Genomic DNA, 13,179 nt, shown 5'->3' on the forward strand with positions numbered 1-13,179 from the left:
GAATACTATTTTTGTAACTCATTAAACTAATAAAGATGCGCCTGCTATATACATTTTTATCGTTGCTGTTATTACCGTTCTTAAGCCTTGCGCAAAGCAAGCAGGCTCCTGCATTCCGGATTGTGCCCTTGGGTGTAAAGGGCGGCATTGATGAAAGCAATTTATCAGCCTACATGGTAGCTGCCAAAGGCACCAATAATTACATATGCCTTGATGCCGGCACCGTGCATTTTGGCATTGAGAAGGCGGTAAAAAACCATGCCTTTAACGTAAGCGGCGATAAGGTACTGAAGCAATATATTAAAGGTTATTTTATATCACACGCGCATCTCGATCATATTTCTGGCTTGATCATCAACTCTCCTGAAGACAGCGTGAAGAATATTTACGGTTTGCAAAGCACGCTCGAAACCATTAAAAAAGATTATTTTACCTGGGAGAGCTGGGCAAACTTCGCCAACGAGGGCGAGAAACCTGCATTAAAGAAATACACCTACAAGCCCTTAGAACCGGGCATTGAAACCAATATTGACAATACCAATCTGCAAGTAAAAGCATTCCCGCTAAGCCACTCTAACCTTACCAGTACCGCGTTCCTGGTAAAAAGCGATGACGCATACCTGCTTTATCTTGGAGATACCGGGGCCGATGAAACCGAGAAAAGCGATAAACTGCAATCACTTTGGCAGGCCATAGCGCCCCTGATAAAAAGCAAGCAGTTAAGGGCGATCATTATCGAGGTATCCTTCCCGAATGAGCAACCTGATAAAACCCTGTTTGGCCATTTTACACCGAACTGGCTGATGAAAGAGATGCAGGCATTGGCCAAAGTAGCGGGCGATCTGCAAGGATTTAATGTGATAATTACTCACGTAAAGCCACCTGAAGCCAGCATTAAAAAGATAAAGGAACAATTGAAAGCGAACAATCCGCTTGGTTTAAAACTTACCTATCCGCAACAAGGTAAAGCTATCGAGTTTTAAACTGCGACGGTTAAGCCGGGTGTATCTTCGCCTGTACTATCGATGCCCAAAGGTTCTTGTTCCGTGTTAAAATCTTTAAACAGCAACTCGTAAGTTATTTTACACCATATAGCGATACATGGCCAGGCTTTCATGGCAAGGCTCTGCATCCAATCGCGCATAAAATGAGGAAAAGCGTCTGACGGACCAAGACCCGTGATTACGATCAGCAATATCAAAAACACAATATTAAAACTGGTGAACGGTCGTGGTTGCATCATGATATAAATTACCGCCCCGGCAGTTGCAATAATAAAGGTGGGATGCTCGGATCCTGTGCTGAAGATCACCACCATCAGCAATACCGAACACATTACCTGCAATTGAAATTTAAGCGAGCGGTACTGCTCAAAGCGCAGTAACGGCAAACCAAATACCACAGCGCCACCAAGCAGAAAAGGCCAGTTAGGCAAAGCTGCGTTTTGGGTTAAACGGCGGACTACTCCCATTACACACCAATCCTGCCCGCTGGTAAGGCTTTCGTTGAGCAGGTTCTTAGCGCTTAACGCGTCAAACCAATCCCGGTACGATTGCAATAGAAAACCGGGCCCCGAAATAAGGGCGGGCAAACAGAGGCATACCACTATCCAAAACAAACCCCAGCCTATGAATTTTCCTTTATGCTTTGAAAACACGAAAAAGGCCAATCCCGCTATGGGGTAAACCTTCATGAAAGCGCCGAAAATAGTGAGCAGCGTAGCCCAATGGTCTTTCTCTTTTTTCACCATAATGAATGATAAGATGATGAGTGCCGCTATTACCGGGTTAAACTGCATATAATGTACCGAATTGGCAAACTCAACCACGCATAACAGCAAAATAGCTGTTTTTATCCTGTTATTGAATGGCAGGAGGTGAACTGCCAGCAGAAACGCGGCTGCGTTAAACACTTCCCAAAAAAAGAAACCTACCACTTCGGGCAACACAGCGAACGGCGCTACGAAAAATGTAAATAGTGGACCATATAGGAACACATCATAATATTCGGCCGGGTAATGTTGGTAAAGGTTAAGATGAGCTTTAGCGTGATAGTATGATTGGCGAAAGATAAGGTAGTTGTTATCGATATGCCTGAAATATTTCAGTTGCCAGCAAAAAACGGCCACAGCGACATACAAAATGCACGTCCATTGATAGCCGTTAAGGCGAAGGAACTTCTTTGTCATTAAAGATTTAAGTTTTAAAACGCAATGTTAGGCAAAATCTGTCATCTGTCAGAAATCTTTGTAACAATTAATTTACACTTGCCAATAAGTATTATATTTGCAATCTATCACGTGGTAAAATGAAAAAAATATCTATCGTAGTGCCTGCACACAACGAAGAAAAGAACATTGCTGCGCTGGTGAGTGAATTGTACAAACTCTTCAGCAATTTAGCTTACGATTTTGAATGTATTTTTGTAGATGACGGCAGCAAAGACAATACGCTGAACGAAATAAAGATCCAAACGGAGATACATCCGGAAGTACATTATGTAGAACTTGCCCGCAACTTTGGTAAAGACCAAGCCTTACAGGCCGGCATACAAATGGCTACCGGCGATGCCGTAATTACGATGGATGCCGATCTGCAACATCCGCCCCAATTAATTACCGAAATGGTAAAATACTGGGAGCAGGATTATGATGTGGTTTATACCTATCGCGAAAAGACCAACGCGCATGCCAAAACCTATCAAAAGGTATCATCAAAGCTGTTTTATAAAGGCTTGAACATGCTATCAGATATTCAACTGGAAGATGGCATTGCCGATTTCAGGCTGCTGGATAAAAAGGTAGTACAGCAATTACGCCAGCTGAATGAGTACGAAATATTTTTCAGGGGGATGGTGAAATGGGTCGGTTTCCGGCAAATCGGAATCCCTTACAATCCTGCCGAAAGGTTATCGGGCGAGGCCAGTTATTCCTTTTTTAAACTGTTCAAACTGGCTATTAACAGCATCATGTCTTTCAGCGTGAAACCCTTGTACATGGTTACGGGTGTGGGTATTGTGTTTTCGGTGGGTTCGCTGCTGTATATCCCTTATATCATTATAAGTTATTTGCTTCATATCAATGTATCGGGCTGGGCATCAATAATAGCAACCATAGCCTTTTTTGGCGGCCTGCAATTATTTGTGTTAGGTATAATAGGCATGTATTTGGGCAAACTGTTTATGCAAGCCAAGCAACGGCCAAGCTTTATTATCCGCTCTGCAAACTTCATCAAAACCGATTATGATCTTGTTAAGCTTTGATGTAGAGGAGTTTGATTTGCCATTAGAATACGGTAAAACGCTTGATTTTGAGAGGCAGTTGAACGTATCTACCCAAGGCACCATTACCATTTTGGATATGCTACAGCGAAGGGGTATAAAAGCCACCTTCTTTGTAACGGCCAACTATGCCGTGAATCGCCCCGAAATAATAGCCCGAATTGTAAACGAAGGGCACGAACTGGCGTCGCATGGCTATTACCATTCCGATTTTAAGGACGAACACCTGCTGCAATCAAAACTGGCTTTAGAGCAGCTTTCGGGCGCTACGGTAAGCGGTTTCCGAATGGCGCGTATGATGCCCGTGAACCTTGCCGAACTTAAAAACAGCGGCTATACCTACAATTCGTCTATTAACCCTACATGGTTGCCCGGCCGCTACAATCATCTGGATAAGCCCCGGACCCGTTATATGGAACAGGGCACTTTGCAGCTGCCATCATCGGTAACACCAGCTATGCGTTTCCCCCTTTTTTGGCTCAGCTTTCATAACCTGCCTATGTGGCTGGTTAAGCAAATGTGCTATCGCACCTATAAAAAGGATGGTTACCTGAATATCTATTTTCACCCATGGGAGTTTACCGATCTTAAGAATCCTGACTACGGACTACCCTCTTACATTTCACGCAACTCGGGCAACGCCTTTACAGAACGGATAGAAGGCTTTATTAAATGGGCGCAGGAGATAGGCATCGGCTTTGAGCGAACTGATGTTTTAAATAATGATATGATAGCCGCTGAAGTTGTGTAAACAGCTCTGGTTACTGATCGCTCAATATATCAATACAGGTTTTGCTTTTTTCTTTGATGCGTTTATTAAGCGATTTTAAGCCCTTCTCATCTTTCATGTTAGTATACAAAGATTTGATGAGTTCCAGCGTTTCATCGCTGGGGTCGCAGGCCTGGGCTTTTTCGAGGTGGATTGCCGCCAACTCAGCTTCGGCTTTGTATTTAGTAAAAGCTTCGTTTTTTTTATCGGCAACCGCTGTATTTAACTCGTCGAACAAACGCTTGGCCCTGTCGGCATAAATATAGCCCAAGGCGCGGTGCACCACGTAATAATCGGGCATGGCTTCGGCTACCTTTTTGTAGTATAGTTCGGCAGCATCTGGCTGATCGCTGTCTTCATATACTTTACCAATACTGTTGTAAAAACTGATCTGTTCTTTAGGTGCCAGCTTATCAACATTGGGCAATATCTTTTTACCTATTTCAAAAGCTTTGGGCAGGTCGCCATCAAGGCGGGCAAGGTTAAAATCGAGATAGCGGTCGTAAACCGTGGTATCAGCCTGTTGGGCACTGGCTTTAAAAGCAAAAGCGATAAACAATATAATAAGTGCGGGTATCCTCATAACGGTTATGTAATTAGGAAACTCCATATTCACTTAATTATTGCTTATCGCTTTTATGCTAACCTATATAAACGCGCTTTTTACTACTGTGCGTCGTGAAAAATGATGCCGAGGGTATACCTGTTGCCGCTTGTAATTTCGCTTACGCCATGGCGCATATTTACACGGTGATAACCACGACTGCCCGCAACCGGTCTGAAATTAGTAGTAAACATCAGCAGATCGCCTTTGCGCGGTTTTAATACCATCGCTTTTGACTGTGCTCTTGGCCGCTGTTCTACCAGTACAAATTCTCCGCCTTCAAAATCTTCGCCGGGCTGGCTCAATACGATCACCGCCTGCATCGGGAAGAAGATTTCTCCATACAGATCCTGGTGCAGGGCGTTATAACCCGTTTGGCCATATCGCAATATGAGCGGTGTAGGTTTAACTTGTCCGTTTTGATGGCAATAGTTGATCAGTTCCTCATGTGTGCCCGGGAACTACTTATCTATACCCAATACCTGCATCCACTTGTTGGCAACCGGTGCAAGCAAAGGGTAAATACTTTCGCGCAGCTGCTGTACTATTGCCGGTAGCGGATAATTGAAATACTTGTACTCTCCTATGCCATACTGGTGCCGCTCCATAACTACCGTTTTCCGGTAAAGATTTGTTGCAGAATAATTACTGATCAGTTCGTCGCATTCAGCGGATGTTAGTAACTCGCTTACCTGCGCGTAGCCTGTACGGTTAAGGCTATCGGCAAGGGCTTCTTTATCTATGCCAAATATTTTTTGTTGCAGATCCATTTTGCTTAGCCGTTTATGGTGTTCAACTCCGCGCCTGCTGCTTCCCAGCCTATCATGGCTGTTTTGCGGGTTGCGCCCCAATGGTACTGGCCAAACTCTCCTGTAGACTTGATCACCCTGTGGCAAGGAATCAAAAACGCTACCGGGTTATCGCCAACTGCTGTACCTACTGCACGGTAAGCCGACGGCGATTGTACATCCTGCGCTATCATGGCGTAGGTAGATAAGCCACCTGCGGGCACCCTTAGTAAGGCCTGCCATACTTTTAGCTGAAAGGCGGTACCTTTTAAATGGAGTTTTACTTCGCTGAGTTCGCTCCAGTCGCGCTTGAAGATGAACAGCGCGTCTTGCTGTAGCTTATCAGCAAACTGATGGTATACCGCGTTCGGAAATTGCGCCTGTAATTGCTTAAATGCCTCTTCCCTGTCATCGGCGAAAGCCAAGTGGCAAATACCTTTTGGAGTTGAAGCCACGATGACATCCCCAAACGGGCTTTCGGCGAAACTATAATTGATGGTTAGCGCGGCACCGCCGTTCTTGTATTCGGCCGGGGTCATACCTTCGAGGTTAATGAACAGATCGTGCAGGCGGCCTGTGCCTGACAGGCCGGTTTCAAAGGCGGTATCAAACAACGTGGCCTGCCGTTGTTTCAATATGCCCTTGGCGTGCTCAACACTAAGGTATTGCATAAACTTTTTCGGACTGATACCGGCCCATTCCGTAAACATACGTTGAAAATGAAACGGACTAAGGTTTACCCGTTCGGCCACTTCATCCAAATTAGGCTGTGTTTTAAAATTGGTTTTGATATAATCTATCGCCCCTGCAATTCTTTGATAACTAATTATTTCCTGCGTTTCCATAGTATTAATTTATATCACAAAAGTATTGCAGGGCGTAATGGTATAAAACCCGATTCTTGCTAAGTTAGAAGATTTTGGAGGGGCTGTAATATAGAAGCCATTAGATATACTAAAGCCAATCATTTAAAATCCATAAAGATTTATATTAAATTTTGAGCAGTATAATTAATACTCATATCTATAGATTTAGAATAACGATCATGCTTATAAACTATTGGAAACTTACTTAGTAAAGTATCATTAATATCTTCAATTTTATTTATTTCGCTAAGCAGGTAACCATTTAATTCGTAGCTGCATAAAGCAAATTGTACTTCTTCAATACAATTAATAACAGATGTAACTAAAGAAGTGAGCATTCCAATTTCGTATTTGAAGGTTTCTTGATGAAAAACAAGATCTTCAATACTAATACAAATCTCATCAAAACTTAAAGTTTCGTTTTCGATATAATTAAATAAAATGATTTTTCCTTTAAAGTAGGTTTCATCTTTGATACCATGGTATATACCTAAAGAATTAAGACAGTCTCCTATAACTGTTTGGGATTTTTCAAACTGCTCCGCTATCAATGTTATATCAAAATACTTTGGCATAGTTTACCTTATTTACAATAAATATGTACCGCATAATCACGTACAGTTAAAAGACTGTAATAGTCAGCAAATCCCTCCTACTTCTGCACAAAATTGATCAGTTCCGAAGAAGTTTCATAACTGATATTTTTATAGCGTGTAATGGCGCTGCCGAGGCATATAGTATCGATTTTTCCGTTGGTATTGGTAAGCATAATTTGGGCGCGCACATCAGGCTGCAGGCCGTCGTCTACCCGCTTTAACGAGAAAAGGATACTGGTGAGCTGGTTAATATCGTTTTGCAGGGTAAGCCTTTTCACCTTGTTCTCTTTGGCGTAATAGCTTTCGTAATTATTGCAGGTGATGGTAAAGGCGGTTTCCGTTTGAAATGGGATATATTTTATAATGGCTTCTTTAACTTCTTCGGTGTTTTGTGTTTGACAAGCGGTAAAAACAACTGCCACACTTAGTAAGAACAGGTTAGATAGATTTTTCATTTTTACATTGGCGTTAATAGACTTATCAAAAATAAATATCCTTTTCCTAACCGCGTATATCAAAGCTGTTACGAATACATTTACTCATCGTAACATTCAATATATCAACCCAATAATAAAAATGGCAACAATTGGTTTGAGATGCATGACTTTTTTTAACCACAGAGGACCCAGAGGTTTGCACGGAGTTACGCGGAGTTTTTATGGTGGAGGGAGGGAGAGAGCTTCTTTCCTCGTCAGCAAATAGCTTCGGGCGAAAACGGGCAGAACTGTGGTGGCAAAGAGCGCAAAGGCGGGCATAGGAACTTGTTGCATGTGGGGAGGAAATGAGCCGCGGGCAAAAGTTCCAGCCCTAAGTTCTGACTGTTTTGCAGCGCAGAGGCCCTGTGCGGCAAGAAGCCTTTTGCTGGACAAGCCGTTATTCGCTGTTTGTTTATTATAGGTGCTCATGATATCGCTTCGCTTAGTCTGTTACTTTTGCCCTCAAAAGTAATGGGGCACTGCGCCCAAGAGCAGACCAACGTTAACTACAGCACAACCCAAAACCGTGAAATACTATTTTATATTACTGAATATCAACACATTACACACAAATCACATCATTATTGTAGCACAAGCATAATCGCCTGCGTATTGTATTACTGAAACCAACATTACACTATCAGTAAAACATTGTACTATAATACCCATGAGCGAGAAACCCGAACTTACATGCCGTAAATGCAATATACCGTTCCATTATCCTTTACAACGCAATTGGATAGGCCGCAACGTTTTATTCTTTTTACCCATCAGGGTTTTCTTTTGTGCCCGCTGCCTTATCAGCAGGCAACTTTGGCTTACTAATACCGAATACCGCAAATACAAACGTGTAATATAATATTAGATACAGGCTGCTCACCCCGTCGGCAACAGGATTTGAGGGGTTAATTCCTGCCGCCTTGTTTGGTAATTCAGGGAGGCGCGGGGGTGAGTAAACCTGTATACTTTGGCATCGCCCTTTAAGCTTCGCTAATTTCCTCTGCACTAATTGCAATCTCATTTAGTACATCTCGAATCAAAAACCTATCTTTGCCCATGCAAGAAAAAATCCTCATTCTTGACTTTGGCTCGCAATTCACTCAACTTATAGCGCGCCGTGTCAGGGAGCTTCGCATATATTGCGAGATCCACCCGTTCAACAATTTTCCGGAAATTGACAGCAGCGTTAAAGGTATCATACTTTCGGGCTCGCCTTATTCTGTTCGTCAGGATGATGCACCGCATTTTGATATCGCTAAATTTCATGGTCAACTGCCTATTTTAGGTGTATGCTATGGTGCACAGTACCTGGCGCACTTTAACGGCGGCGAAGTATTACCATCAAGCACCCGCGAATACGGCCGTGCCAACCTGCAATACATCAACCATGATAGTCCGCTATTGAAACTGATTCCGGCCGACTCGCAGGTATGGATGTCGCATGGTGATACCATAGCGCGCCTGGCCGATAATTATGACGTTATTGCCAGTACCGATAGCGTAAAGGTAGCCGCTTATCACGTTCGCGATTCGCAAACTTACGGTATACAGTTTCACCCCGAGGTAACCCACAGCAGCGATGGCAAGCAGTTACTGCACAACTTTTTGGTTGATATTTGCGGTTGCCAGCAAGACTGGACTCCCGATTCGTTCATTGAAACTACCATTGCCGGGCTTAAAGAAAAACTGGGCGACGATAAAGTAGTATTAGGTCTTTCGGGCGGTGTTGATTCATCGGTAGCGGCGGTATTGTTGCACCATGCCATCGGTGCCAACCTGCATTGCATATTTGTTGATAACGGCTTATTGCGTAAGGATGAGTACCAATCGGTACTGGATTCGTACCAGCACATGGGCCTTAATATAAAAGGCATTGATGCCAAGCAACGTTTTTACGACGCGCTGGCAGGCTTAACCGATCCTGAACTAAAACGTAAGGCAATTGGTCGCGTGTTTATCGAGGTATTTGACGATGCCGCGCACGAGGTACAGGATGTAAAATGGCTTGGCCAGGGCACTATCTATCCCGATGTTATTGAGTCGGTTTCGGTTAAAGGCCCATCGGCAACCATCAAATCGCACCATAACGTAGGCGGATTGCCCGATTTTATGAAACTTAAAGTGGTTGAACCGCTGAATACTTTGTTTAAAGATGAGGTACGTAACGTTGGTAAAGCCCTGGGTATTGATCCGAACATACTTGGCCGCCACCCTTTCCCGGGGCCGGGTTTGGCCATCAGGATATTGGGTGAGGTAACTCCCGAGAAAGTTGCTATTTTACAGGAAGCCGACGCGATTTATATCAACAATTTAAGGTCGGGAGGTGTTTATGATAAGGTTTGGCAGGCAGGCTCTATCTTCTTGCCGGTACAATCGGTAGGTGTTATGGGCGATGAGCGTACTTACGAGAACGTGATATGCCTGAGAGCGGTTGAATCATTAGACGGGATGACGGCAGACTGGTGCCACCTGCCTTATGACCTGCTGGCCAAAATCTCTAACGAGATCATCAACAATGTAAAAGGAATTAACCGGGTAGTATATGATATCAGCTCAAAACCACCGGCCACCATTGAGTGGGAATAAGTGGTTACTCTTATTAGTTATAGCATTTTTAGCAGGCGCGTGTTCACCAAAAATACGCCCTGTTAGTAAACCTGTACCTGATACCGCTACAAAAACTACCCAAAAGCCCGAAAAGGAGAACAAGGATAAGGACAAAGAGAAAGCCAAGCCGGAGAATAAAGTATCTGACAGGTTTTCAACTATTGCCCTTATCCTGCCCTTCGGGCTCGATCATTTAAACCCCGGTGCTATCTATACCGCCGCCGGACTTAAAAAGGCAAGTCTCGCGCTCGATTACTACCGCGGCTTTAAGCTCGCGCTTGATTCACTTACCGAACAGGGCGCTAATTACAAGTTACAGGTGTTCGATTCAAAAGACGAGCCTGCAACATCGCACAGTTTAGCGCTAAATCCGCAGATCCGCTCAAGCGACCTGATCGTTGGCCCGGTATTTCCGGATGGGATAAAGTCGTTCATTACCGTTCCTAATCCTGCTAATAAACTGGTATTGTCGCCGCTCTCGCCGGCCTCTCCCCTGACCTTTAAGAACCCTAACCTGGTTACCATTATTCCGCCTTTGGAATACCATGCTTTAAGGGCTGCCGAATTTGTTACGAGCAAGAACAAAACCAAAAAGGTTTTCATACTTACATCGGGTTACAGCGATGAAAGGGATTATATCCGTTACTTTAAAAAGGGGTTGGATAGCCTGAGTAAAAAGAAGATCAAAATTATACCGCTTACCGTGGTACGCGGCGATCTGAAACCAATACTGGCACAGCTTACCAAGTTTGATCAGAATTTCTTTTTAATTCCCTCTACCAAACAGGCTTTTATACAGGTTACCCTGCATTCGCTGGACACGCTATCGCGCCGTTTCCCGGTAACGGTAGTGGGTCACCCCAATTGGGAAAAATATGCCTACCTGAAGGCCGACCTGCTGCAAAAGCTGAATACGCACATCACCTCGGCCGATAGGGTGAATTATAAAGCTGCCACCACCATAACTTTTGTGCGTGCCTACCGTAAAACGTACCACTCCGAACCATCAGATTATGCCATTAAAGCATTTGACGAAGGTTTGTACTTTGGCCAGCTGCTTGCCGATGGCACTGATAATTTGAAAAAGCTTGATGATAACGAGTTTACTGGGCTGCATAATAGCTTCAGCTTCATCAAAAAAAACGGGCAGGGCTGGGTAAACACCCATGTTAACATATTGAAGTATACTAACTTTGAACTAAAGCAGGTAGAATGAAGGCACTGAATCAGCTGAAAACATTTCAACGCATATTGGATGAATATCCGGCTGACACACCCTTAGGTAAGTTTTTACCGGGTTTTTACCGCCAAAATAAACAAATGGGCTCAACCGACAGGCGCATTGCCGGCAGGTTGGTATATAACTATTTTCGCCTGGGCAGGGCGCTGCCCGATGCGCCGGCTGATGAACGCCTGTTTATTGCCGAATTTTTATGCAATACACAGGTAAACTCTTTTTTGCAGCACTTTAAGCCCGACTGGGCGGCCTGTATAGGTTTTAGTGTGGAAGAAAAAATAGCCCTGATAAAAACTACTTATCCCGGTTTCCGCCTGAAGGATGTATTTCCGTGGACGGCTGAACTTTCCGGGGAGATTGATCAACAGGCTTTTCTTAGTTCCTTTTTCACCCAGCCCGATTTGTACATCAGGGTAGCCAAAGGCTTTGAACAGCAGGTAAAGGCCGAGCTCACCAAGGCCAATGTGCTATTTAAGGATGAAGGTAATAACTGCCTGTGCCTGCCTAATGGCACCCGTTTAGAAACCATCTTCCCGAAACAGCATTGGTTTGAGGTACAGGATTTTTCATCGCAGCAAACAGCAAAATTATACAAGCCCGAAAAATGGGATAAGTGGTGGGATGCATGCGCGGCATCCGGCGGCAAATCGCTCCTGCTGCACGATATGCAACCTGATATTAAACTGGTGGTATCGGATATCCGCGAATCTATATTGGCTAACCTCGATGAGCGTTTTCGCCAGGCAGGCTTGATGAAATACCAAAAAAAGATCCTCGACCTCACGCAAAACCCCGAACAGGAAATGCACGACTACGAGTTCGATGGTATTATACTGGATGCCCCTTGCAGCGGCTCGGGCACCTGGGGACGCACCCCCGAAATGATCAGCCAGTTCAATCCGCAGCGGATAGCGTTTTTTCAACGCTTGCAGCAAAGCATTATACGTAACGTGGTAAAATACCTTAAACCGGGCAAACCTATCATCTACATCACCTGCTCGGCCTTTAAAGCCGAAAACGAAGAAGCAGTAGATTTTATGGTGAACGAATTAGGCCTCAAACTTGAAGAACAAAAAGTACTGAAAGGCTACGAACGCAAAGCCGATACCATGTTTGTGGCAAGGTTGGTAGCACAGTAGATATTAGTTACACGCTGTTGTGGCAGTAGAGATACTGATTGTATTCTACTCTATATTGTCAAAATTCAAATTCAATAACTGTCCATTAACCGGAAATTTTCCTTTTTGAAAAATCTCTTTCTCAAAAGCCGGTAAAGTCCTTTCTTCTGTAAAATATTTTCCTTTTATCTTAAAATCGATAAATTCGTCGCTACCAGACCAGCGGGTAAATTCAAATTCGGTATTAGGAAATGTCCCCTCTTCAAAATCATCGATGTACTGTCCCCACAAGTACAGCACTTTATGGCGTCCATTTTCAATTACGTCAAAATAATATGATGGCCCAAAATCTTCAAAGGAGTCTCTTTTAATCGCTCTTACCGATTGTACTTTTACAATCTCAACGGCTTCAAAACTTTGTGTAGTTAACGGAGCAAAACGCTTGGCTTTAATTGTTATGTAAGTTGTAATTATAATAGCAGCTACCAATATCACAATTAAACATATTGCTTGAACAGGAGAATCAACAGGCTTAAAGTGATCGTAAATAAGAAAAGGTATTAGTAAAACAATCACCACAAAAATCAACTTTAAAACAAATTCTTTAAAGCGTGTATATGTGCTTTGCTTCACCTTTGCCTGGTGTTGCTTTTCATGTGGCGCAAGCTTCCTGATAGTGGAATTAATCATATAGTTATTTAAAGCTATTGCCCCAGGCACTAAATTCAAACTTAATCGACAAATTTAAGGCAGCCAATAACCGCGTACATTCTACACTAATAGTGGCGGCACCAAGCAATTGGTTACCTGCATGAAAATCCATATTTACGTTTACAAAA

Annotated in this window: 13 protein-coding genes and 1 pseudogene; 7 read left to right on the forward strand and 7 right to left on the reverse strand. The window is 43.6% G+C overall.

The window, feature by feature from the left end; all coding sequences use genetic code 11:
* Positions 1-35 precede the first annotated feature (35 nt).
* Positions 36-983, forward strand: coding sequence for an MBL fold metallo-hydrolase (locus ABD894_RS22030; RefSeq protein ID WP_345213245.1), 948 nt, complete (start codon positions 36-38; stop codon positions 981-983).
* On the opposite strand, the gene ABD894_RS22035 is transcribed toward ABD894_RS22030, so the two are convergent.
* Positions 980-2,188, reverse strand: coding sequence for a glycosyltransferase family 87 protein (locus ABD894_RS22035; RefSeq protein WP_345213246.1), 1,209 nt, complete (start codon positions 2,186-2,188; stop codon positions 980-982). The genes ABD894_RS22030 and ABD894_RS22035 overlap by 4 nt on opposite strands.
* 119 nt (positions 2,189-2,307) lie before the next feature.
* On the opposite strand from ABD894_RS22035, the gene ABD894_RS22040 reads away from it, so the two are divergent.
* Both ABD894_RS22040 and ABD894_RS22045 read left to right on the forward strand, forming a co-directional pair.
* Positions 2,308-3,261, forward strand: a complete 954-nt coding sequence (locus ABD894_RS22040) for a glycosyltransferase family 2 protein (RefSeq protein WP_345213247.1) — start codon at positions 2,308-2,310, stop codon at positions 3,259-3,261.
* Positions 3,242-4,030 (forward strand): polysaccharide deacetylase family protein, encoded by a 789-nt coding sequence (locus ABD894_RS22045; RefSeq protein WP_345213248.1) that lies wholly within the window; start codon positions 3,242-3,244, stop codon positions 4,028-4,030. The genes ABD894_RS22040 and ABD894_RS22045 overlap by 20 nt, the downstream gene beginning before the upstream one ends.
* A gap of 10 nt (positions 4,031-4,040) precedes the next feature.
* Here the strand turns inward: ABD894_RS22045 and ABD894_RS22050 are convergent, their stop codons facing one another.
* The 5 genes and pseudogenes from ABD894_RS22050 to ABD894_RS22070 all read right to left on the reverse strand — a co-directional run bounded on the left by ABD894_RS22050 (position 4,041) and on the right by ABD894_RS22070 (position 7,357).
* Positions 4,041-4,631 carry a tetratricopeptide repeat protein gene (locus tag ABD894_RS22050; RefSeq protein WP_345213249.1) on the reverse strand — a complete coding sequence of 197 codons (591 nt, stop codon included), beginning with the start codon at positions 4,629-4,631 and terminating at the stop codon, positions 4,041-4,043.
* An 83-nt stretch (positions 4,632-4,714) separates the two neighbouring features.
* A pseudogene (locus ABD894_RS22055) lies at positions 4,715-5,422 on the reverse strand (2OG-Fe(II) oxygenase).
* Positions 5,423-5,427: 5 nt separating this feature from the next.
* Positions 5,428-6,285 (reverse strand): methylated-DNA--[protein]-cysteine S-methyltransferase, encoded by an 858-nt coding sequence (locus ABD894_RS22060; protein ID WP_345213250.1) that lies wholly within the window; start codon positions 6,283-6,285, stop codon positions 5,428-5,430.
* Between the two features lie 140 nt (positions 6,286-6,425).
* A complete protein-coding gene (locus tag ABD894_RS22065) occupies positions 6,426-6,881 on the reverse strand; it encodes a hypothetical protein (protein ID WP_345213251.1) in 456 nt (151 codons plus the stop codon).
* 77 nt (positions 6,882-6,958) lie between these two features.
* A complete protein-coding gene (locus tag ABD894_RS22070; protein ID WP_345213252.1) occupies positions 6,959-7,357 on the reverse strand; it encodes a hypothetical protein in 399 nt (132 codons plus the stop codon).
* A 688-nt stretch (positions 7,358-8,045) separates the two neighbouring features.
* On the opposite strand from ABD894_RS22070, the gene ABD894_RS22075 reads away from it, so the two are divergent.
* From ABD894_RS22075 to ABD894_RS22090, 4 genes are all read left to right on the forward strand, one after another.
* Positions 8,046-8,237 (forward strand): hypothetical protein, encoded by a 192-nt coding sequence (locus ABD894_RS22075; protein WP_345213253.1) that lies wholly within the window; start codon positions 8,046-8,048, stop codon positions 8,235-8,237.
* Between the two features lie 197 nt (positions 8,238-8,434).
* Entirely contained in the window at positions 8,435-9,964 is a 1,530-nt protein-coding gene (gene guaA, locus ABD894_RS22080) for a glutamine-hydrolyzing GMP synthase (protein WP_345213254.1), read from the forward strand.
* Positions 9,921-11,201 (forward strand): ABC transporter substrate-binding protein, encoded by a 1,281-nt coding sequence (locus ABD894_RS22085; protein WP_345213255.1) that lies wholly within the window; start codon positions 9,921-9,923, stop codon positions 11,199-11,201. The genes guaA and ABD894_RS22085 overlap by 44 nt, the downstream gene beginning before the upstream one ends.
* Entirely contained in the window at positions 11,198-12,361 is a 1,164-nt protein-coding gene (locus tag ABD894_RS22090) for an RsmB/NOP family class I SAM-dependent RNA methyltransferase (protein ID WP_345213256.1), read from the forward strand. The genes ABD894_RS22085 and ABD894_RS22090 overlap by 4 nt, the downstream gene beginning before the upstream one ends.
* 45 nt (positions 12,362-12,406) lie before the next feature.
* Here the strand turns inward: ABD894_RS22090 and ABD894_RS22095 are convergent, their stop codons facing one another.
* A complete protein-coding gene (locus ABD894_RS22095) occupies positions 12,407-13,069 on the reverse strand; it encodes a hypothetical protein (protein ID WP_345213257.1) in 663 nt (220 codons plus the stop codon).
* Between the last annotated feature and the right edge of the window lie 110 nt (positions 13,070-13,179).

Origin of the sequence: Mucilaginibacter gynuensis (assembly GCF_039541195.1) — a bacterium.
In the GTDB taxonomy this organism is placed as follows: Bacteria; Bacteroidota; Bacteroidia; order Sphingobacteriales; family Sphingobacteriaceae; genus Mucilaginibacter; species Mucilaginibacter gynuensis.